At 57.2% G+C, this 26,955-nt stretch carries 22 protein-coding genes; 5 read left to right on the top strand and 17 right to left on the bottom strand.

What is annotated here, in order from left to right:
- Positions 1–133 precede the first annotated feature (133 nt).
- The 15 genes from C7534_RS05940 to mtnA form a co-directional block, all read right to left on the bottom strand.
- Complete coding sequence (locus tag C7534_RS05940; protein ID WP_109785248.1) at positions 134–1,576, bottom strand: mannose-1-phosphate guanylyltransferase/mannose-6-phosphate isomerase; 1,443 nt, start codon at positions 1,574–1,576, stop codon at positions 134–136.
- Between the two features lie 363 nt (positions 1,577–1,939).
- On the bottom strand, positions 1,940–2,830 hold the full coding sequence (rfbA, locus tag C7534_RS05935) for a glucose-1-phosphate thymidylyltransferase RfbA (RefSeq protein ID WP_109785247.1): 891 nt from the start codon (positions 2,828–2,830) through the stop codon (positions 1,940–1,942).
- Positions 2,827–3,720 (bottom strand): dTDP-4-dehydrorhamnose reductase, encoded by an 894-nt coding sequence (gene rfbD, locus C7534_RS05930; RefSeq protein ID WP_109785246.1) that lies wholly within the window; start codon positions 3,718–3,720, stop codon positions 2,827–2,829. Before rfbD ends, rfbA begins: the two co-directional genes overlap by 4 nt.
- On the bottom strand, positions 3,717–4,793 hold the full coding sequence (gene rfbB / locus C7534_RS05925) for a dTDP-glucose 4,6-dehydratase (protein WP_109785245.1): 1,077 nt from the start codon (positions 4,791–4,793) through the stop codon (positions 3,717–3,719). Before rfbB ends, rfbD begins: the two co-directional genes overlap by 4 nt.
- Positions 4,794–5,022: 229 nt before the next feature.
- Positions 5,023–5,262, bottom strand: coding sequence for a lipopolysaccharide assembly protein LapA domain-containing protein (locus C7534_RS05920; protein WP_109785244.1), 240 nt, complete (start codon positions 5,260–5,262; stop codon positions 5,023–5,025).
- 27 nt (positions 5,263–5,289) lie between these two features.
- Positions 5,290–5,586: an integration host factor subunit beta gene (gene ihfB, locus C7534_RS05915; protein ID WP_003369729.1), complete on the bottom strand. Its 297-nt coding sequence runs from the start codon at positions 5,584–5,586 to the stop codon at positions 5,290–5,292.
- Positions 5,587–5,728: 142 nt separating this feature from the next.
- A complete protein-coding gene (locus tag C7534_RS05910) occupies positions 5,729–6,007 on the bottom strand; it encodes a hypothetical protein (protein ID WP_109785243.1) in 279 nt (92 codons plus the stop codon).
- A gap of 224 nt (positions 6,008–6,231) precedes the next feature.
- Positions 6,232–7,923, bottom strand: a complete 1,692-nt coding sequence (gene rpsA / locus C7534_RS05905; protein ID WP_046031753.1) for a 30S ribosomal protein S1 — start codon at positions 7,921–7,923, stop codon at positions 6,232–6,234.
- Positions 7,924–8,043: 120 nt separating this feature from the next.
- Positions 8,044–8,733, bottom strand: a complete 690-nt coding sequence (gene cmk / locus C7534_RS05900) for a (d)CMP kinase (protein ID WP_027924112.1) — start codon at positions 8,731–8,733, stop codon at positions 8,044–8,046.
- Positions 8,730–10,937, bottom strand: a complete 2,208-nt coding sequence (locus C7534_RS05895; protein WP_256594753.1) for a bifunctional prephenate dehydrogenase/3-phosphoshikimate 1-carboxyvinyltransferase — start codon at positions 10,935–10,937, stop codon at positions 8,730–8,732. Before C7534_RS05895 ends, cmk begins: the two co-directional genes overlap by 4 nt.
- Positions 10,938–10,965: 28 nt before the next feature.
- On the bottom strand, positions 10,966–12,078 hold the full coding sequence (hisC, locus tag C7534_RS05890) for a histidinol-phosphate transaminase (RefSeq protein WP_109785241.1): 1,113 nt from the start codon (positions 12,076–12,078) through the stop codon (positions 10,966–10,968).
- A 10-nt stretch (positions 12,079–12,088) separates the two neighbouring features.
- Positions 12,089–13,183: a prephenate dehydratase gene (gene pheA, locus C7534_RS05885; protein ID WP_007899727.1), complete on the bottom strand. Its 1,095-nt coding sequence runs from the start codon at positions 13,181–13,183 to the stop codon at positions 12,089–12,091.
- Positions 13,183–14,268 (bottom strand): 3-phosphoserine/phosphohydroxythreonine transaminase, encoded by a 1,086-nt coding sequence (gene serC, locus C7534_RS05880; protein ID WP_046031750.1) that lies wholly within the window; start codon positions 14,266–14,268, stop codon positions 13,183–13,185. Before serC ends, pheA begins: the two co-directional genes overlap by 1 nt.
- Before the next feature lie 65 nt (positions 14,269–14,333).
- The gene (gene gyrA / locus C7534_RS05875) at positions 14,334–16,997 is read right to left on the bottom strand and encodes a DNA gyrase subunit A (RefSeq protein WP_046031749.1); all 2,664 of its coding nucleotides are present in this window, start codon (positions 16,995–16,997) and stop codon (positions 14,334–14,336) included.
- A 413-nt stretch (positions 16,998–17,410) separates the two neighbouring features.
- A complete protein-coding gene (mtnA, locus tag C7534_RS05870; RefSeq protein WP_046031748.1) occupies positions 17,411–18,487 on the bottom strand; it encodes an S-methyl-5-thioribose-1-phosphate isomerase in 1,077 nt (358 codons plus the stop codon).
- A 108-nt stretch (positions 18,488–18,595) separates the two neighbouring features.
- Between mtnA and C7534_RS05865 the strand changes: the two genes are divergently transcribed.
- The 5 genes from C7534_RS05865 (at position 18,596) to C7534_RS05845 (ending at position 23,481) form a co-directional block, all read left to right on the top strand.
- Positions 18,596–19,930 carry a TRZ/ATZ family hydrolase gene (locus tag C7534_RS05865; protein ID WP_109785240.1) on the top strand — a complete coding sequence of 445 codons (1,335 nt, stop codon included), beginning with the start codon at positions 18,596–18,598 and terminating at the stop codon, positions 19,928–19,930.
- Between the two features lie 57 nt (positions 19,931–19,987).
- Positions 19,988–20,686, top strand: a complete 699-nt coding sequence (gene ubiG / locus C7534_RS05860; RefSeq protein ID WP_109785239.1) for a bifunctional 2-polyprenyl-6-hydroxyphenol methylase/3-demethylubiquinol 3-O-methyltransferase UbiG — start codon at positions 19,988–19,990, stop codon at positions 20,684–20,686.
- Positions 20,687–20,690: 4 nt separating this feature from the next.
- Positions 20,691–21,362, top strand: coding sequence for an N-acetylmuramic acid 6-phosphate phosphatase MupP (gene mupP, locus C7534_RS05855; RefSeq protein ID WP_046031745.1), 672 nt, complete (start codon positions 20,691–20,693; stop codon positions 21,360–21,362).
- Positions 21,363–21,437: 75 nt separating this feature from the next.
- A complete protein-coding gene (locus tag C7534_RS05850) occupies positions 21,438–22,178 on the top strand; it encodes a YciK family oxidoreductase (RefSeq protein ID WP_046031744.1) in 741 nt (246 codons plus the stop codon).
- Positions 22,179–22,554: 376 nt separating this feature from the next.
- Positions 22,555–23,481: a GGDEF domain-containing protein gene (locus C7534_RS05845; RefSeq protein ID WP_046031743.1), complete on the top strand. Its 927-nt coding sequence runs from the start codon at positions 22,555–22,557 to the stop codon at positions 23,479–23,481.
- A gap of 62 nt (positions 23,482–23,543) precedes the next feature.
- On the opposite strand, the gene C7534_RS05840 is transcribed toward C7534_RS05845, so the two are convergent.
- The gene (locus C7534_RS05840; RefSeq protein ID WP_442963197.1) at positions 23,544–24,305 is read right to left on the bottom strand and encodes a TenA family transcriptional regulator; all 762 of its coding nucleotides are present in this window, start codon (positions 24,303–24,305) and stop codon (positions 23,544–23,546) included.
- A 78-nt stretch (positions 24,306–24,383) separates the two neighbouring features.
- Positions 24,384–26,843 carry an EAL domain-containing protein gene (locus C7534_RS05835; protein WP_046031741.1) on the bottom strand — a complete coding sequence of 820 codons (2,460 nt, stop codon included), beginning with the start codon at positions 26,841–26,843 and terminating at the stop codon, positions 24,384–24,386.
- Positions 26,844–26,955: the final 112 nt, after the last annotated feature.

The raw sequence follows: 26,955 nt of genomic DNA, 5'->3' as shown, positions 1-26,955 counted from the left end.
CCTAAGTAACTGAAACGACGCACTGGGTGCTGCCCTTGTGCATCATTAAAGTGGTTTATATCAATGGCAGAAAATAAAAAGCCTGATCGAATGAGCACTCACCGACCAGGCTTTTATATCTACCAGCACGCTCTTACTTGTCGACGCGGCCGTAGTTATCTTCAAAACGGACGATATCGTCCTCACCCAGATAGTCGCCGCTTTGCACTTCAATGAGCACGAGGTCAATAACCCCAGGGTTCATTAAACGATGCTGATGACCGGCACGGATAAAGGTCGACTCGTTGGTATTAAGCATCAACTCCCGCTGATCGTTTACGACCACTGCCATCCCGCTGACGACGATCCAATGCTCGCTGCGGTGGTGATGCATCTGCAAAGACAGGGAGGCCTTTGGCTTGACGACGATACGCTTGATCTTGAACCGCTCGCCGTTTTCCAGAGTCGTGTAGGTACCCCACGGACGATGCACCGTGCGGTGCAGCAGATGAACCGTATGACTACAGGCTTTCAGCTGATTGACGATATGCTTGACGTCTTGCGCATGATCTTTGTGGGCGATCATAACGGCATCAGGCGTATCAATAACCAGCAGATCTTCCACCCCTACCAGAGCGGTCAGGCGTCCCTCGCTGTTCACGTAGTTGTTACGCGAGCCATGGGACAGCACTTCGCCCTCAAAACGGTTACCGTTTTCGTCGGGTTTCGTCAATTCGCTCACAGCGTTCCACGAACCAATATCGCTCCAACCGATATCACACGGGATGGTCGCAACCTTTTTCGAACGCTCCATCAATGCATAGTCGATGGAAATATCCGGGACCTGGGCGAAGGTCTCGCTGTCCAGCGCCAGGCAGCGATATTTGTTGGACGAGGTCACGCGGGACGCTTCAATGGTGTTGGCCACTGCTTCAACAACGTCCGGTGCGTGCTGACGCAGCTCTTCCAAGACGGTGCCCACACGGAAGCAGAACATACCGGAGTTCCAGTAGTAGTTGCCGGCACTGATATAACCTTGAGCAGTCTCCAGATTTGGCTTCTCAACGAAACGCGCCACTTTCAACCCACCCTTGAGCGGGGCGTCCTTTTGCGCTTCGATGTAGCCAAAGCCGGTTTCTGGATAAGTCGGCTGAATGCCAAAAGTAACCAGCCAGCCCTCAGAAGCCAGCGCAACCGCATTGGCCACTGCCGCCGCGAAGGCCTTTTCATCCTGGATCAGATGATCGGCAGCCAGTACGAGCATATGAGCATCAGGACCGTGGGTCGCTTCCAACTGAAGTGCCGCCGCTGCCACAGCCGCTGCAGTATTACGCCCGAAAGGTTCGAGAATGAAACCCTGGGCATGTTTGGCAGCATTGACAGCGCCGTACTCATCTTCAGTCTTGAACAGCAATTCACGGTTGGTTACCGTGAGCACTTCGACAACGCCCTCCAGACGTGCAGCACGCAGGAAGGTCTTCTGAATCAGATTCTGGCCATCCGGCAAGTCCATGAAAGGCTTGGGATGGGCTTCACGGGAAACAGGCCACAACCGGCTACCCACTCCGCCAGACAAAATTACGGGAATCAGTTCCATGCTCTAAATCCTTAATCCCCTTTCCTGTGAATGAGTGCCAGGAAAGTGGGCTCAGTTATGTTTCTATTCGTTCCTGCACCGTTCCGAGTGCAAAATCCTCGCTCCCACCCGCCCGTTTCAGGCGGCAGAGCCTCTGGCACCAGCGATCCACAGAACGCCATGTCCAATCATTGAGCAAAGGCCACCAGACTGAGTCCGAATGGTGTCCAATGCGTCGAATACACTGCTCGATTATGCGAGCCATTCTACAGCGCTGCTATGGTTTAAAACCCGGCAACCCGGTAACTCTATTCACCACTGCCCAAGGGGAACAACCTAACCGTTTGCGCCATGATAATGCGCAAATCGCCGGTAACTCAGTTCTTACCTAGAGGGGTGATCCAACAACTTCTGCAGATATTGTCCATAGCCTGTCTTCTTCAGGCTCTCAGCCTGAATCTGGACCTGCTCTGCGGTTATCCAACCGTTGCCATACGCGATCTCTTCCAGACAAGCGACCTTCAGCCCTTGACGGTGTTCGATGGTATGAACGAAATGACCCGCTTCAAGCAAAGAGTCATGAGTACCGGTGTCAAGCCAGGCAAACCCACGCCCCAGCATCTCGACGTTAAGCGTCTTTTGCTCGAGATAGGCTCGGTTAATATCGGTAATCTCTAACTCGCCTCGATCTGACGGTTTAATGTTCTTGGCAATTTCAACGACCTGGTTGTCGTAAAAATACAAACCAGTAACCGCGTAGTTCGATTTCGGCTTAAGAGGTTTTTCTTCGATACTGAGCGCGTTCCCCTTTGCATCGAACTCGACCACCCCGAAACGCTCTGGGTCAGAAACGTGATAGCCAAACACCGTCGCTCCAGACTGTTGTGCACTGGCCGAACGCAAATTCTCGGTAAAGTACTGGCCGTAGAAGATGTTATCACCCAGGATCAAACAGCACGGATCATCACCAATGAATTCCTCGCCAATGATAAAAGCTTGAGCCAGACCGTCCGGACTCGGCTGTTCGGCGTAGCTCAACTCAATGCCATATGAACTGCCATCGCCCAACAGTTTGCGGAAATTCGGCAAGTCGTCAGGAGTGGAAATGATCAGGATTTCACGCATGCCAGCCAACATCAGCACCGACAACGGATAGAAAATCATCGGTTTATCGTAGATCGGCAGTAGCTGTTTAGAAACGCCCAGGGTGACCGGGTGCAAACGCGTGCCCGAGCCGCCAGCGAGAATGATGCCCTTGCGGTTTGACTTGATCATTTATTCAGAACTTCCCTAAGCATTCGGGTTACACCACTCTGCCAATCCGGCAAGTGTAGAGAAAAATTGTCGCGCAGTTTCTGGGTATTCAAACGTGAATTCAAAGGACGGCGGGCAGGCGTTGGATAGTCGCTGGCTTTCATCGGGTTAATTGCCGTCACAACGAGTTGTTCGCCATTAGCCCGAGCGAACTCGATCACATACTCGGCATAGCGGTGCCATGACACTTCGCCGCTCGCCGCCAAGTGATACACACCTGCAAGCTCAGGGCGCAGCAAAACGCAACGAATTGCCTGAGCCGTTACATCGGCGATCAGTTCGGCACCCGTCGGAGCCCCGATCTGGTCTGCGATTACGCTAAGAGTTTCGCGCTCTCTGGCAAGTTTCAACATGGTCTTGGCAAAGTTGCTGCCCCGAGCGCTATAGCACCAGCTAGTTCGGAAGATCAGATACTTGCAGCCTGAGTCGATAATCGCCTGTTCACCAGCCGCCTTGCTCGCACCGTAATGATTCAGCGGCGCAACAGTGTCCGACTCCTCCCAAGGTTTAGTACCTTGCCCGTTAAACACATAGTCGGATGAATAATGAATCAACCAGGCACCCTGGGATACAGCTTCTTCAGCCATGACCCGGCAAGCCTCGCCGTTCAAGCGGTAAGCCAGTTCAATCTCGCCTTCCGCTTTATCAACTGCGGTATAAGCAGCGGCATTTACAATGAAATCAGGTTTGACCTTGCGAATCGTCGCTCGCAATGAGTCGAGGTCAGACAAGTCACCACACAAATCATCAACGACATGACGATCCAGGGCTATCAACTCCCCCAGCGGCGCAAGGGAGCGCTGCAACTCCCAACCTACCTGACCATTTTTTCCTAACAGAAGGATTTTCATGCCTTGCTCGAACGATCCGAATAGTTCTGATTGATCCACTGCTGATAACTGCCGCTCTTCACATGTGCGACCCACTCAGTATTATTCAGGTACCACTCGACAGTTTTGCGTATTCCGGTTTCGAACGTCTCTTGTGGCGTCCAACCCAGTTCACGCTGGATTTTTCCAGCATCGATCGCGTAGCGCTGATCATGTCCTGGGCGATCCTGGACATAGCTGATGAGGCTAGAGTGTGGGCGATAAGAGGATTCCGGCCGCAGTTCATCCAGCAGCGCGCAAAGGGTATGCACGACCTCGATGTTTTGCTTTTCGTTATGACCACCAATGTTGTAGGTCTCGCCGATTACACCTTCAGTTACGACTTTATACAGCGCACGGGCGTGGTCTTCGACGTAGAGCCAATCACGAACCTGATCACCTTTACCATAGACTGGCAGCGACTTGCCTTCCAATGCATTGAGTATGATCAGCGGGATCAGTTTCTCGGGGAAGTGGCACGGGCCGTAGTTGTTCGAACAATTGGTTACCAGGGTCGGCAGGCCATAGGTGCGGGCCCAGGCACGAACCAAGTGATCAGAGCTCGCCTTACTAGCGGAGTAAGGTGAGCTTGGCTGATATGGAGTGGTCTCTGTGAAGAGGTCTTCCGGGCCTTCGAGGTCGCCATAAACTTCGTCGGTCGAGATGTGATGGAAGCGAAAATCGGCTTTGCGCTCATCACCCAGCGCCGCCCAATAATGGCGTGCAGCTTCCAGCAATGTGTACGTACCAATAATGTTGGTCTGGATGAATTCGGACGGACCGGAAATCGAGCGATCGACGTGAGACTCTGCGGCCAGGTGCATGATCGCATCTGGTTGATGTTCACGCAGGATGCGGTCGATCTGATCGCGATCGCAGATGTCGACGCGTTCGAACACATAACGTGAGTTCTGGCTGACCTCGGCCAACGACTCAAGGTTACCGGCATAAGTCAACTTATCGACGTTAACAACGGAGTCGGTAGTGTTGGAAATAATGTGACGGATGACTGCCGAGCCGATAAACCCGGCGCCGCCGGTAACTAGAATTTTCACGCGAAACCATACCCTTGAGGTGCTGACAGGGCCGCCAACCGAGCGCTGTCTAATCCATAAATGCAAAAGCCATCAAGTTCGCCGAGGCTTCTGACAGAGTCAACCTGAACCGACATGGGAATATGCCACTATCGGATAAGCGCAGCATTTTACAGCTTAATGAAGGTTTTACTAATGGATATAGACAAGCTGTGGCGCAAAATCGACGTGCGTCATGCGACTGACGAAATCAGACCAGCCGCTTGCGTGAAGCACGGGCCGCGCGCCCCAGAAACCAGCCAAGCAGCGGACCGAAGACCATGCCGACCAGCAACGCAAGAACCACCACCAGCGACACTGGTAGTTGCGGCCCTGCCCAGCCAAGAAATAGCAGGGAAACCGATTGTTGATTCTCTAAAACAAACGCCAGAATCACCAATACGAGCAACAACACAAACAAGGCGAGCAATACACGCTTGAGATTACGCATAAGTGGCTCCTTGGATTACGGCAGCCGTCAAAGCCCCTCCTCCTCATCCTCGTTCACACGATCACGCAGCTCTTTGCCTGGTTTGAAATGTGGAACGAACTTGCCGTCGAGGCTGACGGACTGACCGGTTTTTGGATTGCGACCTACGCGCGGTGCGCGGTAGTGCAGGGAGAAGCTGCCAAAACCACGGATCTCGATACGATCTCCAGTGGCCAGACATTGGGACATTTGCTCAAGCATGGTCTTGATGGCCAACTCCACATCCTTGGATGAGAGCAGCCCTTGATGGGTGACAATTCGTTCGATCAACTCCGACTTCGTCATATTTTTCCCTTCTTTTTCAAGCAGCTAGGAAAATCGCTTCAGAGGTTTTAGCATGCCCGGAGGAATTTGAACAGTCCAGGACTTGACATATCGCCATCAAAATTGAGCCGCTCAATTTCAAGTCACCTCAAGACACACAGCCTCACCGGCAAATTACCAGCATGGTCCGCGTGAAGTATCCCGCCGGGTTGAAACCAAAGGGGAATTCATCTTCATCCTTGACGTCATCGGATCGAGCCAGGACCTTGTACCCCTGTTTTTTGCACTCCTTGTCCGCTCGCTTGCGACACTTCTCCCATCCGGATCCCATCCCGGAACAATCAATCTCGATACCACTAACCCCGCGCACGACGTGAGTCTTGGCATTAGTAGTACAACCCGCCAATGTCAGTACTGCTATTGCGACAATGAGCTTGTTCATTCACTTCCTTATGCCGGACGCTCTGCCCGGCTGTCGTTCACTTCAGGCTAAAGGTTAGCTGCAAACAAACGGTTTGATCCGACCAAAGTAAGAGACCGCTTATAGGAGATACTGGTTTCACAAGCAATCACGTTGCCGCAACCCAACTACATCGACAATCTCACCAAATCGCAGGCATAAAAAAGGGCGACCGAAGTCGCCCTTTTTCTATGGTCTGACAGAACTTAGTTCTGTTTTTCCATTTGTGCACGCAACAGGTCGCCCAGAGTGGTAGGACCAGCAGCGACGTCAGCAGCAGGCTTGTCTTTCAAGCTCTGGATTGCTTCTTTCTCGTCTTCAACGTCTTTCGACTTGATCGACAGCTGGATTACACGGCTCTTACGGTCAACGCTGATGATCTTGGCTTCTACTTCTTCGCCTTCTTTCAGAACGTTACGCGCGTCTTCAACGCGGTCACGGCTGATTTCGGAGGCTTTCAGAGTCGCTTCGATATCGTCGGCCAGAGTGATGATGGCGCCTTTAGCGTCAACTTCTTTCACGATGCCTTTAACGATTGCGCCTTTGTCGTTCTCTTGAACGTACTCGGAGAACGGATCGCTTTCCAGTTGCTTGATACCCAGGGAGATACGCTCGCGCTCTGGGTCAACCGACAGGATAACGGTGTCCAGCTCGTCGCCCTTCTTGAAGCGGCGAACGGCTTCTTCGCCCACTTCGTTCCAGGAGATGTCGGACAGGTGAACCAGACCGTCGATGCCGCCGTCCAGACCAATGAAGATACCGAAATCGGTGATCGACTTGATGGTGCCGGAGATTTTATCGCCCTTGTTGAACTGGCCAGAGAAATCTTCCCATGGGTTAGATTTGCACTGCTTGATGCCCAGGGAGATACGACGACGCTCTTCGTCGATGTCCAGAACCATAACTTCCACTTCGTCGCCGACTTGTACGACTTTCGAAGGGTGGATGTTCTTGTTGGTCCAGTCCATTTCGGAAACGTGTACCAGACCTTCAACGCCTTCTTCCAGCTCAGCGAAGCAGCCGTAGTCGGTCAGGTTGGTTACACGAGCGGTAACGCGAGTGCTTTCTGGGTAACGGGCTTTGATAGCAACCCATGGATCTTCGCCCAGTTGCTTGAGGCCCAGGGAAACACGATTGCGTTCGCGATCGTACTTCAGAACCTTGACATCGATCTCGTCGCCAACGTTGACGATTTCGGAAGGATGCTTGATACGCTTCCAAGCCATGTCGGTAATGTGCAGCAGGCCATCCACGCCACCCAGATCGACGAATGCGCCGTAATCGGTGAGGTTTTTGACGATACCTTTGACTTGCTGACCTTCCTGCAGGGATTCCAGCAGAGCTTCACGCTCGGCGGAGTTCTCGGCTTCGAGGACGCTGCGACGGGAAACGACAACGTTGTTGCGTTTCTGGTCGAGTTTGATGACCTTGAATTCCAGCTCTTTGCCTTCCAGGTGCGTAGTATCGCGCACAGGACGGACGTCAACCAGAGAACCTGGCAGGAACGCACGGATGCCGTTAACGTCGACAGTGAAGCCGCCTTTAACCTTACCGTTGATAACGCCCTTGACCACTTCTTCGGCTGCGAAGGCTGCTTCCAGAACAATCCAGCATTCAGCGCGCTTGGCTTTTTCACGGGACAGCTTGGTTTCACCAAAGCCGTCTTCAACCGAGTCCAGAGCAACGTGAACTTCGTCACCGACGTTGATGTTCAGTTCGCCAGCGTCGTTGTAGAACTGCTCAAGCGGGATGAGTGCTTCAGACTTCAGGCCAGCGTGAACGGTTACCCAGCGAGCTTGGTAATCGATATCAACGATAACACCGGTGATGATGGAGCCTGCCTGAAGGTTCAGGGTTTTTAGGCTTTCTTCAAAGAGTTCCGCAAAGCTTTCGCTCATTTTAATTCCTGTTGATGAGGGCGAAGACTACGCCCATCTCCACACCCCAGACGGTATGGGTTAGTTTCATTTAAAAGAAGCCACCGCAGGACTATGACTGGTCCCCTGCGGCCTTCTTGGTCACCCGGCGATATCGCGAATGGCGATCTCGCTCATGATGCGTTCCAGCACCTGATCGATGGATAATTCCGTGGAATCCAGCTGTATGGCGTCAGCCGCCGGTTTGAGCGGGGCTACCGCTCGCTGGGTGTCACGCTCATCGCGAACACGTATCTCATCTAGCAGACTCGACAGACTAACACCATCGACTTTGCCCTTCAACTGCAAGTATCGACGGCGCGCACGCTCCTCGGCACTGGCGGTGAGGAAAATCTTCAAGGGCGCGTCCGGAAAAACCACCGTGCCCATGTCGCGGCCGTCAGCGACCAGGCCCGGCATTTCCTGGAATGCACGCTGGCGCTGCAGCAGCGCCTCGCGCACAGCGGGCAGCGCCGCAACCTGGGATGCTCCGGCGCCGACACTTTCAGTGCGAATCACATCACTGACTTCATCGCCTTCCAGAATGATTCGCTGCAACTGACCGTCGGTCGCAGCGATGAATTGCACGTCCAGATGAGCGGCGAGTGCTTTCAGCAACTCTTCATTGGTCAGATCAACACCATGATTGTGCGCAGCGAACGCCAGCAATCGGTACAACGCGCCCGAATCCAGCAGATTCCAGCCCAGACGCTTTGCCAATATCCCGGCGATGGTGCCTTTACCGGAACCGCTCGGACCATCGATGGTAATGACTGGCGACTTGTTGATCACGACTGAGCCTCTTCAGCAACCCGGATACCGACCTGTGCGCACAACGCGAGGAAGTTCGGGAACGACGTCGCAACGTTGGCGCAGTCATGAATGCGGATCGGCGCAGTCGCGCGCAGCGATGCAACGCTGAATGCCATGGCGATCCGGTGGTCACCATGACCATGCACCACACCGCCGCCGATCTGGCCGCCGTCGATGATGATGCCATCCGGGGTCGGTTCGCATTTGACGCCCAGCGCCAGCAAGCCATCAGCCATGACCTGAATCCGGTCCGACTCTTTGACCCGCAGCTCTTCAGCGCCTCGCAGCACCGTGCGCCCTTCGGCACAGGCTGCAGCCACGAACAGCACCGGGAATTCGTCGATAGCCAGTGGAACCAGCGCTTCGGGAATCTCGATACCTTTCAGTTTAGCTGCACGAACGCGCAAATCTGCAACGGGCTCGCCGCCGACTTCACGCTGGTTTTCCAGCGTGATATCGGCGCCCATCAGACGCAGAATATCGATAACGCCAGTACGCGTCGGATTGATTCCAACGTGCTCAAGCACCAGCTCCGAACCTTCAGCGATCGACGCCGCCACGAGGAAGAATGCGGAGGAAGAGATATCGCCCGGCACTTCAATGTGGGTAGCAGTGAGTTTGTGACCGGATTCGACCGACGCGGTCGCGCCATTGACAGTAACCGGGTAGCCGAAGCCGCGCAGCATGCGCTCGGTGTGGTCACGAGTCGGTGCCGGCTCGGTAACAGTGGTCTTGCCTTCGGCATACAAACCGGCCAGCAACAGGCAGGATTTCACCTGAGCACTGGCCATCGGCATGGTGTAGGTCAGGCCTTTGAGCTTATTGCCGCCACGGATGATCATCGGCGGGCGACCTTCAGCAGCGGTCTCGATCACCGCTCCCATTTCACGCAGCGGATTGGCCACACGATTCATTGGGCGCTTGGACAGCGAAGCATCGCCCGTCAGGGTGCTGTCGAAGTTCTGCGCAGCCAGCAGGCCCGACAGCAGGCGCATCGACGTACCGGAGTTACCCAGATAGATCGGGCCTGGCGCAGGTTTCAGGCCATGCAGGCCAACGCCGTGAATGGTCACGCGACCATGGTGCGGACCTTCGATCACAACGCCCATGTCACGGAAGGCCTGCAGGGTCGCCAGAGCGTCTTCGCCCTCAAGGAAGCCTTCGACTTCGGTGACGCCTTCAGCCAGGGAGCCGAGCATGATCGAACGGTGGGAAATCGATTTGTCACCTGGTACGCGAATCCGACCGGACAAGCGGCCACCAGGTTGAGCCAGGAAAATCAGATCGTTGGAATTCATAGCGTCCACATAGGCCCGGCGGGCCAGGATTTTACTGAAATGCTCGCGGGCAACCCGGGCGCGCGTGAACACGCCCAACAATTGGTGCCCATCCCCTGCATCGACCGCGTCGCGCAAGGCGTCGAGGTCGCTGCGAAATGTATCGAGTGTGCGCAGGACAGCTTCGCGGTTGGCGAGGAAGATGTCGTGCCACATGACCGGGTCGCTCCCCGCGATTCTTGTGAAATCGCGGAAACCGCCGGCAGCGTAACGGAAGATCTCAAGGTTTTCATTGCGCTTGGCCAACGAATCGACCAAACCGAACGCCAACAGGTGTGGCAAATGGCTCGTCGCCGCCAACACTTCATCGTGGCGTTCGACCTGCATGTGTTCGACATCGGCGCCCAATTCGCGCCACAAACGGTCGACCACTGCCAGCGCGGCCGGATCGGTTTGATCCAGCGGCGTCAGAATCACTTTATGACGACGGAACAGCTCGGCATTGGAGGCTTCCACCCCGCTCTGCTCGGAACCGGCAATCGGATGCCCCGGCACGAAACGCGACGGCATGCCGCCAAAAGCTTCAGTTGCCGCACGCACCACATTGCCTTTGGCACTGCCGACGTCAGTCAGAATCGCAGCACCCAGATCCATTGCAGCCAGGCGCGCCAGCATTTTTTCCATGGCAAGGATCGGCACGGCCAGCTGAATCACGTCAGCGCCCTGGCACGCAACAGCCAGGTCTTCTTCGCAGCGATCCACCACGCCCAACTCGACCGCCAGTTTGCGCGACTGCGGGTCGAGATCGACCCCCACCACTTCGCGGCACAGGCCACTTTCACGCAAACCCTTGGCGAACGAACCACCGATCAATCCCAGACCGACCACCACCAGGCGACCGATCATAGGTGCAGCAGATTGCAGTGCAGTGACATCAACCACGAGCCAGAACCTTGGTCAGCGCCTCAAGGAAGCGACTGTTTTCAGCCGGCAAACCGATGGTGATGCGCAGATGGTTCGGCATACCGTAATTGGCCACAGGACGCACAATCACACCTTCACGCAGCAACCCCTGGAACACCGGCGCGGCCACTTGACCCAGATCGACACAGATGAAGTTGCCCTTGGATGGAATCCAGCTCAACCCCAGTTCACGAAAACCCGCTTGCAGTTGCTGCATACCGGATTCGTTCAGGCGACGGCTTTCAGCCAGGTACTCGACATCCTGCAACGCAGCACACGCCGCGGCCAGGGCCAGGCTGTTGACGTTGAACGGCTGGCGGACACGGTTCAGCACATCAGCGACGACGGCAGTGGACAAGCCATAACCAACGCGCAGCGATGCCAGGCCATAGGCCTTGGAGAACGTGCGCGAAACCAGCAGGTTCGGGTAAGCCGCGAGGAAATCCAGGCCATCCGGCAGATCACTGCCTTCGGCGTACTCGATGTAAGCCTCATCCAGCACCACCAGCACGTGCTCCGGCACGTCTTGCAGGAATTCGTCCAGCGCCTCGGTATCGAACCAGGTCCCGGTCGGGTTGTTCGGGTTGGCGATGAACACCACACGAGTATTGGCATCGATGGCCGCCAGCATTGCAGGCAGGTCATGCCCCCAATCCTTGGCCGGAACCACCTTGGCCTGCGCGCCGACAGCCTGAGTCGCAATGGGATAAACCGCGAACGCGTGTTCGCTGAACACGGCGTTGAGGCCCGGCGCCAGATAGGCACGCGCGACCAACTCAAGAATGTCATTGGAGCCATTGCCCAATGTCACCTGGCTCAGTTCGACGCGACACTGCTCGGCCAACAGGGACTTAAGTGCAAAGCCGTTGCCGTCCGGATAGCGGGTCAGCTCGGCCAGCGCATCACGAATCGCGGCCAGCGCCTTGGGGCTAGCGCCCAACGGGTTTTCGTTGCTGGCCAGCTTGACGATGCTCGCCGGATCAAGGTCCAGCTCGCGTGCCAGCTCATCCACAGGCTTGCCCGGAACGTAAGGCGAAAGTTGTTGCACGCCCGGCTGTGCCAGAGCGAGGAAGTCACCACTCATTTGCTACCCCTTAGAGAACTGCTTTCGGGTAGGAACCCAGCACTTTGAGTGCCACTGCTTCCTGACTGATCTTTTCCAGCACACCTTTGACCAATGGATCACGGTGGTGGCCGACGAAGTCGATGAAGAACACGTAGGTCCATTTACCGCTGCGCGATGGACGCGTTTCGATTCGCGTCAGGTCGATTCCGTTGTCGTGGAACGGCACCAGTAACTCGTGAAGCGCACCGGGCTTGTTGCTCATGGAGACGATGATCGAAGTCTTGTCGTCGCCGGTCGGCGGCACTTCCTGGCTACCGATCATCAGGAATCGCGTGGAGTTATCCGGGCGATCCTCGATTTTCTCGGCCAGGCGGGTCAGCCCGTACAGGCCGGCAGCCATGTCGCCGGCAATCGCCGCCGAGTTCCACTCACCTTTTACTCGCTTGGCCGCTTCGGCGTTGCTGGACACCGCCACGCGCTCGACATTCGGGTAGTGCGCGTCCAGCCACTTGCGGCACTGGGCCAGGGACTGGGCATGGGAGTAGATGCGGCTGATGCTGTCAGTCTTGGTGTTTTCACCGACCAACAGGTGGTGGTGAATCCGCAACTCGACTTCGCCACAGATGACCATGTCGTGTTCCAGAAAACTATCGAGGGTGTGGTTGACCGCACCTTCCGTGGAGTTTTCCACCGGCACCACGCCAAAATTCACCGCACCGGCCGCCACTTCGCGGAACACTTCGTCGATCGCCGCCATTGGCTTGCTGATCACGGCGTGGCCGAAGTGCTTCATGGCCGCCGCTTGAGTGAACGTGCCTTCAGGGCCGAGGTAAGCCACTTTCAGCGGCTGCTCGAGCGCCAGGCACGAGGACATGATTTCACGGAACAACCGCGCCATCTCTTCGTTGCCCAACGGCCCCTGATTGCGCTCCATTACGCGCTTGAGCACCTGGGCTTCACGCTCAGGACGATAGAACACCGGCACTTCGCCTTCGGCCAGCGAGGCCATCTTTACTCGCGCAACTTCCTGGGCGCAACGTGCGCGCTCACTGATCAGCTCAAGGACTTTTTCGTCCAGGGCATCAATGCGCAGGCGCAGTGCCTTGAGTTCTTGCTCAGACATCAGCCGTGTTCCTTCTCGAACTCTGCCATGTACGAAACCAGTGCGTTGACCGCAACGATATCGACGGCGTTATAGATGGAGGCGCGCATGCCACCCACGGAACGGTGGCCCTTGAGGTTCAACAAGCCACGCTCGTCGGCACCGGCCAGGAACGGCTTGTCGAGACGGTCGTCCGCCAGACGGAACGGCACGTTCATCCACGAGCGGTCAGGCGTGTTGATCGGGTTGCTGTACAAGCCGCTGGCATCGATGAAGTTGTACAGCGTGCGCTGCTTCACTTCGTTGAGCTTGCCGATGGCTTCAACGCCACCTTGCTCCTTGAGCCACTCGAACACCAGACCAGACAAGTACCAGGCCAGGGTTGGAGGCGTGTTGTACATCGAGCCGTTATCGGCGGCGACCTTGTAGTTGAGCATGGTCGGGCAAATGGAACGGGCGTGACCCAACAGGTCCTCGCGAACGATGTTCACCACGATACCGCTCGGACCGATGTTTTTCTGGGCGCCAGCGTAGATCATGCCGAAACGCGAAACATCGACCGGACGCGAAAGAATGTCCGAAGACATGTCGGCGACCAGCGGAACGTCGCCGGTTTCCGGGATCCACTGGAATTCCAGGCCACCGATGGTTTCGTTTGGTGCGTAGTGAACGTAGGCCGCGTCTTTCGACAGCTTCCATTCGTTCTGGCCAGGAATGGCGAAATAGTCGTAAGGCTTGGCGGTAGCGGCAACGTTGACGTGGCCGAAGCGCGAAGCCTCTTCGATAGCTTTCTGCGACCAGATACCGGTGTCGATATAGTCGGCAGAGCCGTTTTCCGGCAACAGGTTCAGAGGAATCTGAGCAAATTGCTGGCTGGCGCCACCTTGCAGAAACAGCACTTTATAGTTCGAGGGGATATTCAGCAGATCACGCAGATCCTGCTCGGCCTTGGTGGCAATGGACACGAACTCATCGCTGCGATGGCTCATCTCCATGACCGACAGACCTTTACCATGCCAGTCGAGCAACTCGGACTGGGCACGCAACAGGACAGCTTCAGGAAGCGCAGCAGGACCTGCGCAGAAGTTATAGGCTCGTTTGCTCACATCCACTCTCGCTATGCAATCACGGTAGCGGACAGAGCAAACACTCTGCCCTGCTACGATTTTGGTTAGTCTTGCGGCTCTTCTTCGTCTGCGGCGTCCGCCTGCAGGTTGTCGACAGCATCGTCCGGTTCGGCACCGATTACGGTTCCTTCCAGCTCAACACCCTCTTCACCTTCCAGTTCTTCACCTTCGACTTCCGACGGCTCCTGAACCCGCTCCAGACCGACCAGCGTTTCATCGCTGGCCAGCTTGATGAGGGTCACGCCCTGGGTGTTTCGACCCAGGCTGGAGACTTCGTCGACACGGGTACGAACCAAAGTACCCTGGTCGGAAATCAACATGATTTCCTCGCCGTCGAGCACCTGGACTGCACCGACCAGACGACCGTTACGGTCGTTGCTGACCATGGCGATAACGCCCTGGCCGCCACGCTTGTACTCAGGGAACTCGGTGATCGCCGTACGCTTGCCGAAACCACGCGCCGAAGCGGTGAGGATCTGGCTGCCTTCTTCCGGGATCAGCATGGAAATCAGCTTCTGACCTTCCGGCAGGCGCATGCCGCGAACACCGCGAGCGGTACGGCCCATGGCGCGAACGTCGGTTTCCTTGAAGCGAGTGACCTTGCCACCGTCGGAGAACAGCATGACTTCGCGCTCGCCATCGGTAATCGCGGCAGAGATCAGCACGTCACCTTCGTCCAGCTCCAGCGCGATCAGACCTACGCTGCGTTGACGGCTGAAGGATTCCAGCGGGGTCTTCTTCACGGTGCCTTTGGCAGTGGCCATGAAGATGAAATGACCTTCTGTGTACTCCTCGACCGGCAGCATGGTGGTGATGTATTCATCACTGTCCAGCGGCAGCAGGTTGACCAGCGGACGACCACGGGCAGCGCGGGACGCTTCCGGAATTTCATAGGTTTTCAGCCAGTACACCTTGCCCTTGCTGGAGAACAGCAGCAGCGTGGTGTGGCTGTTGGCGACCAGCAGGTGAGCGATGTAGTCCTCATCCTTGACGCCAGTCGCCGACTTGCCTTTACCGCCACGACGCTGAGCCTGGTACGCAGCCAAAGGCTGGGTCTTGGCATAGCCACCGTGGGAAATGGTCACGACGCGCTCTTCTTCCGGGATCATGTCACCCAGGGTCAGGTCGAGACGGGCATCGAGAATCTCGGTGCGGCGCACATCGCCGTATTCGGCGCGAATCACTTCCAGCTCTTCGCGGATCACTTCCATCAGGCGCGTGGCGCTGCTGAGGATGCGGATCAGCTCGCCGATCTGGTTGAGGATCTCTTGATACTCGGCCAGCAGCTTTTCGTGTTCCAGACCGGTCAGGCGGTGCAGACGCAGTTCCAGAATGGCTTGCGCCTGCTCTGGCGACAGGAAGTACTTGCCTTCGCGCAGACCGTATTGCGGGTCCAGGGTCTCTGGACGGCAAGAGTCGGCACCGGCACGCTCGACCATCGCCACTACGGCGGAGGATTCCCAGGCAGTGCTGATCAGCGCTTCCTTGGCTTCCGACGGCGTTGGCGAGGCCTTGATCAGGGCGATGACCGGGTCGATGTTCGACAGGGCAACCGCTTGACCTTCCAGAATGTGACCACGTTCGCGGGCTTTACGCAGTTCGAACACGGTACGGCGGGTAACGACTTCGCGACGGTGACGAACGAAGGCTTCCAGCAGGTCCTTGAGGTTCAGGATCCGCGGACGGCCGTCGATCAGCGCAACAATGTTGATACCGAAAACCGCTTGCAACTGAGTCTGGGCGTAGAGGTTGTTGAGGATCACCTCAGGCACTTCGCCACGGCGCAACTCGATCACGACGCGCATACCGTCCTTGTCGGACTCGTCGCGCAGTTCGGTGATGCCTTCAAGTTTTTTCTCTTTCACCAGCTCGGCGATCTTCTCGATCAGACGCGCCTTGTTGAGCTGGTAAGGGAGTTCGGTGATGACGATCTGCTGGCGGCCACCGACCTTGTCGATGTCTTCGATCGTCGAGCGGGCGCGCATATAAATGCGGCCACGGCCGGTGCGATAGGCTTCGATGATGCCGGCGCGACCGTTGATGATCGCGGCCGTCGGGAAGTCCGGACCAGGGATGTATTGCATCAGCTCATCGATGGTCAACTCGGGGTTGTCGATGAGTGCCAGGCAACCGTCGATGACTTCACCAAGGTTGTGCGGCGGAATGTTGGTCGCCATGCCCACGGCGATACCGCTGGAGCCGTTGACGAGCAGGTTGGGAATACGGGTCGGCATGACCGCCGGGATCATTTCGGTGCCGTCGTAGTTCGGCACCCAGTCCACGGTTTCCTTGTGCAGGTCAGCCAGCAGCTCGTGCGCCAGCTTGGTCATGCGCACTTCGGTGTATCGCATGGCCGCGGCATTGTCGCCGTCCACCGAACCGAAGTTGCCTTGACCGTCTACCAGCAGGTAGCGCAGCGAGAATGGCTGCGCCATCCGGACGATCGTGTCGTATACCGCGGTATCACCGTGCGGGTGATACTTACCGATAACGTCGCCGACAACACGGGCAGATTTCTTGTACGGCTTGTTGAAGTCGTTGCCCAGCTCGCTCATCGCGAACAGCACACGCCGGTGCACGGGCTTCAAGCCATCGCGCGCATCCGGCAAGGCCCGCCCGACAATTACGCTCATTGCGTAGTCGAGGTAGGACTGCTTCAGCTCGTCTTCGATATTGACCGGGAGGATTTCTTTGGCCAGTTCGCCCATGAGAAGCTCGATTCCTTTTTCTGGTGAAACTTCGTCACATCCATATGGGACGAACGAAGCTCGCCGCTGCAGGCTGAGTGCCATACACCGACTTACGACAAATCAACAAGTTGAACCCTGGATTTGCGCAGTAAAGACAACCCCGTGGGGCAGCCTCGGAAAACGCCGGATGTTATCACAAGAGCCGCCACGCACCTATCCCCCAGATGCGCATGGAGCATAGTTAGTTGACCGATGACAGGCTTGAAGGAGACGAGAGAGGCTCAGAGCTATCCCAAGTCCGGATTTGCAGGCGAAATGCGGGGGCAGACCGAGTAATCGTTCATCGCGGGCAAGCCTTGCTCCTACAGGAACGTGAAACCTGTGGGAGCAAAGCTTGCTCGCGACAGCAATTTATCCGACAACACAAAGCGTCAATGCAGGCGCTTGCGGCACATCAACTGCGCCATCTTCGCGGTATCCGGACGCTCGACGATGCCTTTTTCAGTAACGATCGCATCAATCAGGTCCGCCGGGGTGACGTCGAACACCGGATTGAACGCATCGACGTCCGCCCCGACCCGCTTGCCGCCGACTTCCAGCAACTCGCGACCGTCACGCTCCTCGATAGGAATTTCATCGCCACTGGCCAGGTTCATGTCGATGGTCGAGCTCGGCGCCACCACCATGAAGCGCACACCGTGGTGCATGGCGTTAACCGCCAACTGATAGGTGCCGATCTTGTTCGCGACATCGCCATTGGCGGTGATCCGGTCGGCGCCGACGATCACCCAGGTCACGCCTTTGGTTTTCATGATGTGCGCAGCGGCTGAATCGGCATTCAGGGTCACCGGAATCCCCTCGTTGGCCAGCTCCCACGCCGTCAGACGCGAACCTTGCAGCCACGGACGGGTTTCATCGGCGTAAACGCGCTCGACCATGCCTTCAATAAAAGCGCCGCGAATGACACCCAGAGCAGTGCCGAAGCCGCCGGTGGCCAGTGCGCCGGTATTGCAATGGGTCAGGATTGCCTGGGCATTGCCCTGATGTTTTCGGATCAGGTCCACACCCAGTTGGGCCATGGTCAGGTTAGCTTCGCGATCACTTTCGTGAATGGCGATAGCCTCCGCCTCCAGTGCCGCCAGCGGATCAGCATCTTCCTTGAGGCGATCCAGGCGGTCACGCATGCGACTCAAGGCCCAGAACAGATTCACCGCCGTTGGACGGGAATCGGCCAGCAACGCGTAATCCTCTTCCCACGAGGCCTGCCAGTCACCGCCCTCGGCAATTCGGGCGCGGGCGGAAAGCACCATGGCATAGGCCGCACTGATACCGATCGCCGGCGCACCGCGCACCACCATCGAACGAATGGCCTCGGCCACACCGGCTGCGCTGGTGTAGGCAATCCAGGTCTCTTCGAAGGGCAAAATACGCTGATCCAGCAGGTACAGGGCGCCATCACGCCAATCGATGGCCTTCACTTTCTCCGCAGCCAACAGTCGATCGCGCATCCCACACCCCGCACTCAAGCACAAAAGCCGCCGATTATAGCGATCCCCCCGCGAAGACGCTCGGGTATACTTCGCCATCCTTTACAAAAGCACTGGAACCGATCTTCGATGCCGAACACAGCCGCTGCGCTCGACCTGTTATTGCTGCCGACCTGGCTGGTACCCGTCGAACCCGCTGGCGTTGTCCTCAAAGAGCATGGCCTGGGCATCCGTGACGGACGCATCGTGTTTATCGGCCCACGCTCGGCTGCGCTGAAGCTTAACGCAACTGAAGTACGCGAGTTGCCAGACGTGCTGCTCAGCCCCGGCCTGATCAATGCCCACGGCCACGCCGCCATGACGCTGTTTCGCGGCCTGGCCGATGATTTGCCGCTGATGACCTGGCTGGAGAACCACATCTGGCCGGCAGAAGCCAAATGGGTCGATGAAGCGTTTGTACGTGACGGCACGGACCTGGCCATCGCCGAACAGATCAAAGGTGGCATCACCTGCTTCTCTGACATGTATTTCTTCCCGAAGGTTGCCAGCGAGCGCGTGCACAACAGCGGTATTCGCGCCCAAATCGCCATTCCGATCCTCGATTTCCCGATCCCGGGCGCCAGCACGGCGGACGAAGCCATTCGTCAGGGCGTGGAGTTGTTTGGCGATCTCAAGCATCACGAACGCATCAAAGTCACTTTTGGCCCCCATGCCCCCTACACCGTGGGCGATGAAAACCTGGAAAAAATCCGGGTGATTGCCGAAGAGCTGGACGCCTCGATCCACATGCATGTCCATGAGACGGCTTTCGAAGTGCAGCAGTCCCTCGAGCAGCGTGGTGAACGTCCTTTGGCCCGACTCGGGCGCCTGGGTTTGCTCGGGCCACGCTTCCAGGCCGTTCACATGACCCAGATCAGCGATGAAGACCTGGTGATGCTGGTAGAAAGCAACACCAGTGTGATTCATTGCCCGGAGTCCAACCTCAAGCTGGCCAGTGGTTTTTGCCCGGTCGAGCGGTTGTGGCAGGCGGGCGTCAATGTGGCCGTGGGCACCGATGGCGCCGCCAGCAACAACGATCTCGACCTGCTGGGCGAAACCCGCACCGCTGCCTTGCTGGCCAAGGCCGTTGCCGGCTCCGCCACTGCGCTGGATGCTCATCGTGCCTTGCGCATGGCCACGCTCAATGGCGCTCGCGCGCTGGGCATCGAGTCTGAAACCGGTTCACTGGAAGTCGGCAAAGCGGCAGATATCGTTGCCTTCGACCTGTCAGGCCTGGCGCAACAACCGGTCTACGACCCGGTTTCGCAACTGATCTACGCCACCGGCCGCGATTGCGTGAAACACCTGTGGGTCGCTGGCAAGCAACTGCTCGATGACCGACGCCTGACCCGCCTGGATGAAGAACAGCTTTGTGCCACCGCCAAAGCCTGGGGCCAGCGCATCAGTGGCCGTACCGAATCGTAAGATCCCCGGACCGAAAACCGGGGCAACAGGATTTTTCAAGTTTTAGAGGACTGAATCATGAGCAACGTCGACTACGCCGAAATCGCCAAATTCGAAGCCCTGGCCCATCGCTGGTGGGACCGTGAAAGCGAGTTCAAGCCGCTTCACGACATCAACCCGCTGCGGGTCAACTGGATTGACGAGCGGGTCAACCTGGCCGGCAAGAAGGTTCTGGACGTCGGTTGCGGCGGCGGCATCCTGAGCGAGGCCATGGCCCAGCGCGGTGCCACCGTCATAGGTATCGACATGGGCGAAGCACCGCTCGCGGTCGCCCAGCTGCATCAGCTGGAATCGGGCGTGAATGTCGAATACCGCCAGATCACCGCCGAAGGCCTCGCCGAAGAAATGCCCGAGCAGTTCGACGTCGTCACGTGCCTGGAAATGCTCGAGCACGTGCCCGATCCTTCTTCGGTCATCCGCGCCTGCTTCCGCATGGTCAAGCCCGGCGGCCAAGTGTTCTTCTCCACCATCAACCGCAACCCGAAGGCGTATATGTTCGCTATCGTCGGCGCGGAATACATCATGAAACTGCTGCCGCGCGGCACCCATGATTTCAAGAAGTTCATCCGCCCTTCCGAGCTCGGCGCCTGGAGTCGCATGGCCGGCCTGACCGTCAAAGACATCATCGGCCTGACCTACAACCCGCTGACCAAACACTACAAACTGGCGGCCGACGTGGACGTCAACTACATGATCCAGACCCTGCGCGAGGAGTAAGCCGATGCGTATCAGAGCAGTCCTTTTTGACATGGACGGCACGCTGCTCGACACCGCGCCGGACTTTATTGCCATCTGCCAGGCAATGCGCGCCGATCGTGGCTTGCCCCCCATGAATGACAAGCACATTCGTGACGAGATATCCGGTGGCGCCAAGGCGATGGTCGCCGTGACCTTTTCGATGGACCCGGAATCGCCTGGCTTTGAAGAGCTGCGACTGGAATTCCTGGAGCGCTATCTCGCCGGCTGTGCGGTTCACAGCAAGCTCTTCGACGGAATGGGCGAATTACTGGCCGACATCGAGAAGAGCAACCTGATCTGGGGCGTGGTCACTAACAAGCCGCTGCGTTTCGCCGAGCCGATCATGCAACAGCTGGGGCTGGCCGAGCGTTCCGCGCTGCTGATCTGCCCGGATCATGTGAAGAACAGCAAGCCCGACCCGGAGCCGCTGATTCTCGCGTGCAAGATGCTCGATCTGGACCCGGCCAGCGTGTTGTTTGTCGGCGATGACCTGCGTGATATCGAGTCGGGGCGCGACGCCGGCACCAAGACGGCCGCCGTGACCTATGGCTACATTCATCCGGACGATAACCCGCGGCATTGGGGTGCGGATGTAGTGGTCGATCATCCGCTGGAGTTGCGCAAGGTGCTCGATAGCGCGCTGTGTGGCTGCTGAGCGGCGACGCAGAGCGTCACTGGCTGCATTCCCACGCGGAGCGTGGGAACGATCTAACTCTCGTAGAGGTTTCTTATGTTTGATTATTCCGCCCGCCCCGAATTGCTCAAGGACCGGGTCATTCTGATTACCGGTGCAGGCCGTGGCATCGGCGCGGCCGCTGCGAAAACCTACGCAGCCCATGGCGCCACCGTACTGTTGCTGGGCAAGACCGAAGCGAACCTGACGCAGGTTTATGACGAAATCGAAGCGGCCGGGCACCCACAGCCAGCGGTGATCCCGTTCAACCTGGAAACCGCCCTGCCCCACCAGTACGATGAACTGGCGGCGATGATCGAGACCGAATTCGGCCATCTCGACGGCTTGCTGCACAACGCATCGATCATTGGTCCGCGCACACCGCTCGAACAGCTGTCCGGCGAAAACTTCATGCGGGTCATGCAAGTCAACGTCAATGCCATGTTCATGCTCACCAGCACCCTGCTGCCACTGCTCAAGCTGTCGCAGGACGCCTCGGTGGTGTTCACCTCCAGCAGCGTCGGCCGTAAGGGGCGCGCCTATTGGGGCGCTTATGGCGTGTCCAAGTTTGCCACCGAAGGCTTGATGCAAACCCTGGCGGACGAAGTAGACACCGTGGCCCCCGTTCGCTCCAACAGCATCAACCCGGGCGCCACGCGCACCAGCATGCGAGCCCAGGCCTATCCGGGGGAAAATCCGCTGAACAATCCAACCCCGGAGGAGATCATGCCGGTCTATCTCTACTTGATGGGCCCGGACAGTACCGGCATCAATGGTCAGGCTTTTAACGCGCAGTAATCACCACACGTCGCTTTTACGTGCCGCGCCGACTTCCCGTCGCGGCACTTAAAGCGCGTCGTAAACACTCCCGCAGCTGTCAAACAACCGCCACCCACTTTGCCAGCCGTCTTCCCTGCAAAGTCCAACCTGCTGAATTTGATAGCCTTTTATCTGAATGAACCGAATGGCACAACTTTCGCTCTAACGTTGCTCAAACACGCAGTGTGAAAGCAGTCGGGGGGATGTCTGAGTCGATAGGTTACTAATCTTCGGCAAAGCAGACTAAACTTGCGCCAAATGTCCTACGGGACTGATGGACCAGTACGACGCGCAGCCCAAAGCCGCTCTCACCCAGCCTGTAAGACAGTCTTACTGCTTTAGGGGCTCACGCCATATGAAATCACCTCCCCAGACCAACGCAATTGACTTCGATAGCGCGAAATTGCAACGCCTGGGACTTGGTCAGCAGCCACCCCTTCTGGAGCGGCCCGTCAGCCTTGCGCAATTGCGTCAGCAACTGGGCCAGCAGCTGCAAACCAGTCTTGAGCCCCAACGGATACTCGGACTTTTCTTTCGCGAAGTTCAGCGCCTGGTGCCGCTGGATGCCTTGAAATATGAGCATCAGGCCAGTGACCTGCGCCTGGAGTTTGGCCAGCGCGGCCATCACTCGGTCAGTTACAGCCTCAGCCATGAAGGCGAGCCCCTTGGTGACTTGGTATTCCGTCGTAATCAACGTTTCAGTGAACTTGATCAGGGCAACCTGGAGTCACTGCTGTCCGCATTGCTCTTTCCGATACGCAACGCCTTGCTGTACCGGGCGGCGACCCAAAGTGCATTACGCGACCCCTTGACCGATACCGGCAACCGCATTGCCATGGACCAGACCCTCGAGCGCGAAATCGAGATGTCGCGGCGCCACTTGATGCCTTTGTCGTTGCTGATGCTGGACATCGATCATTTCAAAAACGTCAACGACAGCTACGGTCACAATGCTGGCGATGAAGTGCTCAAGACAGTCGCCGGCGCAATCAAAAACCAGCTGCGCAATGTCGACATGGTGTTTCGGTTTGGGGGCGAAGAGTTCCTGATCCTGTTGTCCAACACCACTCGGGAAGCAGCAGCCATGGTCGGCGAGCGACTGCGGATTGCGGCCCAGTCCCAGGACTATCAGGCGGATGGCAATGCCGTTGAACTGACCGTCAGCCTTGGATGCTCGACCCTGTTGCCAGGTGAGTCTGCCGAAAGCCTGTTGCGACGCGCCGACAGTGCGTTGTATGTCGCCAAGCGCGAAGGACGTAACCGTTTGGCGATGGCGGGTTAAGCTTTTGAAAACTCAAAAAAGGGGAGCCAATCGGCTCCCCTTTTTTGTGCACAACCGTCAGATCAACTTTCCGCCAACGCCATGCGCTCACGCACCATCGCAGCTTTTTCTGAATGCTCCAGTTGCATGCATCGCTCCAGAAACAGATGCATGTAGTCGTAGCTCTTGCAGACAGCCTGGCGCAATTCCACTTGCAGGGATGCGCTCGGGTTCATGCCCGCCAGGGTGCAGATGATTTCCAGCGCTTCCCATGGATGCGCGTCGTCGTACTGAGCGTGCATCTTCAACCACTTCATGGCCCGTTTGCGATCTTCTTCAGGGAACGCTGCGGCGTAGATGCCACTGGAGCACACCAGCGCCGACCACTCCCCAGTGGCGCCTTCGATGGCGTAGTTGGTGGCCGCGATGGCGACGATCAACGAGTCTGCTGAACTGGTGTGCCAACACCAATGGCTCAGGGCATGAAGTTCGGGAGCGACTTGTTGCGCTTGCAGATCCTCCAGGCTGACACCATGAGCCCTGCTCCAATGCACCCAGTAATCGGCGTGGTTCAGCTCGACGCGAATATTGCGCATCAGCCAACGACGCGCCATGTCTTCACCTGGATGGCGGGCAAAGCGGGTCTTGGTCAGGTTTTGTGCCATGTATAACGCGAACTGTTCAACCACCGGCCAGCCACCGATAAGGTACTGGCGCATGGTTTTTGCACTGAGCTTGTTGTCTCGCATGCGTTGATACAGCTCGTGTTCGACAACCCGGCGCTTACTCTCGCTGCAATCCTTGATGAGCTGTTGCGCCCAGGCGGGATAACTTGCAGCTTCCATGAGTGGTCCGGTTCGGTTGAATGTGTCGATCACTGTCGGGCTCCTTTTGATTGTGATTGTTCGGATCAACAAGAGATTTCAACGGAACGTGCCCGGGGCCTTGAACAACAGAGGCTGGGGCCTGGCAGGACGACTTTGCAAACTATCGCAGGTAAACAGATGCGGGCGTTCAATCACATACCCTTGAGCGAAATCGACCCCGATCTCCAGCAATGCCTGTTCAATCTGGGGTGACTCTACAAACTCGGCAATCGTGCGCTTACCCATGACATGGCCGATGTGGTTGATCACTTCGACCATGGCGCGGTTAATCGGGTCGTCCAACATATCCTTTACGAAACTCCCATCGATCTTCAGGAAGTCTACAGGCAAATGTTTCAAGTAAGCGAACGAGGACATTCCGGCACAAAAGTCATCTAACGAGAAGTGACAGCCTAAACCTTTGAGTTCATTGATAAATCTAATTGCACTGCCCAAATTGGAGATTGCACTTGTTTCAGTGATTTCAAAACAAATCATTTCAGGCGGAATTGAATAATTAACAAACTGTTCACGCAGGAAGTCCAGAAACGCCTCATCTCCGATAGTTGTGCCTGACAGATTAATCGCACACATCGCGTACGGCCCCTTGCGCTCTTCGGCTTTGCATTGGGCAATGATCTTGAAAACATTCTCCACCACCCAGCGATCGAGAGCGGTCATCAGTCCATAACGCTCCGCCGCCGGAATAAAACTGTCCGGCAGGATCATACGACCGGCTTCATCATGCAGGCGCAACAGAATCTCGATATGCCCGCCACCGCGCTCGGTATGCCCCAACGGCGCGATTTCCTGGGAATACAGGCAAAACCGGTTCTCTTCCAGCGCCATGTGCAGGCGCTGCACCCACGCCATCTCGCCAAAACGCAGTGACAGTTCCGAGTCATCGGCGTGATAGACCTGAACCCGATTGCGCCCTTTTTCCTTGGCCATGTAACACGCCATATCCGCGGCGCGCAAGGAAGCCTCCAGGGTTGTAGGCGGTTGCGCGACATGCACCAGCCCGATACTCACCGTGGTGACAAAGGGTCGCCCCTTCCAGACAAAATGCAGGTTCTGTACGGTCTGACGCAAACTTTCGGCAATCTTCTCGGCCGCTTCCGGTGCGCAGTTTTCCAGCAAGATACCGAACTCATCGCCCCCCAGCCGAGCCAGGGTGTCTCCTTCACGCAAACCGGATTGCAACAAGGCACAAATATGCCGCAGCAGCTCATCGCCCGCCGCGTGGCCGCAGGTGTCGTTGACCAGTTTGAATTGATCCAGATCGAGAAACATCAGGGCATGGCGCCCGGAATGCCGTGTCAGGTTGTGCAGTGCCTGCTCCAGTCGGAACTCGAACTCACGCCGGTTGGCGAGCCCGGTCAAGGCGTCATGTGTCGCCTGCCAGGACAGATTGGCAATGTATTGGCGCTCCTGCGTCATGTCGTGCAACACCAGAACGGTGCCGCTGACCTTGCCCGCATTGCGAATCGGCGAACCGACCAGCGTCACCGACACCGTGCTGCCATCGAGCCGCTGAATCAGTTTGGAATGTTCGCTGCCCCCACTGAGTTGACCACTCAGAATATGTTCGATCAGGGTAAACCCGTCAGCCTGGGCGTTTTCGTCCAGCAAGTTGAACAGCGCCGCCAGAGGCAAACCCGTCGCCTGTTCGGCTTTCCAGTGGGTCAGGGCCTCGGCGGCGGGGTTCATGTAGGCGATAGCGCCTTCGACATCCGTGGTGATCACCCCGTCGCCGATCGATTGCAAGGTGATCTGAGCCCGGTCTTTCTCCAGTTGCAGCGCCTCGGCGAACTCATGGCGCTGTTTGAGCAACTTGTGCGTACGCAGCAACGCAAGGGCAATCAGGCCCAGCGCCGTGGCGAGGTTGGTCACCAGCAATAACCGGAGAATCAAGCGAGAGCCCTCGCCCAATGCGTCGCTGAACGCTTTGGCGGCTGGCGTCACGGCATCGTTGATGGCGAGTATCTGGTCTCTCCAGCGCTTGATATCGGCAGATGTGACCTGACTGTCGGCCACGCGCCGGTGCATCTCTTGCGCAACCTCATCGAGCTGCAGCAGGTACGCGTCCCCCACCGTCCAGCGGTCGATGGCTTTTTCAAGGTAACTGAAGTGTCGGAAGTTGAGGTAGAGCCAGATCAGACTGGAAACGTCGTCCGGGTGATTGCCGCCCTTGAGGATCGCCACTCGCGCGGCTTCGATATCAGGTGGCTGGTGGTCCAGCGCCAGGCGCAACTCGTGGCCACCCTGAGGTACAGCAATGGCTTTCTGGTATTTGAGAAAAATCGCCTCGTCGCGACTGTCCGCGTAAAGGTTGAGGTAATAGATGGCGTCTTTTTGCCCCTTCGACCACAAACTTTCACCGGCCACATAGCCGCGCACTGCCGACAGAACGTAAAGGCTGACGCCACCCAACAGGGCCTGAAACAGCACGACGGCAATAAATGGCCAGACAATGCCCAATAGCCGCGGCGTTCCGAGAGTCCGGGTTTGATTCATGAGGTCCCTTGTTTTAGCACTGCCAGATCATCATCCCAATGTGATCGCTCCTCCAAGACTAGGGTGCGTTGCCCCTACAGGCAAGCCAGAGTCGACATTTCACCCTCCGTGC

Origin of the sequence: Pseudomonas sp. OV226 (genome assembly GCF_003148705.1) — a bacterium.
In the GTDB taxonomy this organism is placed as follows: Bacteria; Pseudomonadota; Gammaproteobacteria; order Pseudomonadales; family Pseudomonadaceae; genus Aquipseudomonas.
The sequence above is the reverse complement of the archived record's forward strand: the minus strand, read 5'-3'. Positions and strand labels throughout refer to the sequence as shown.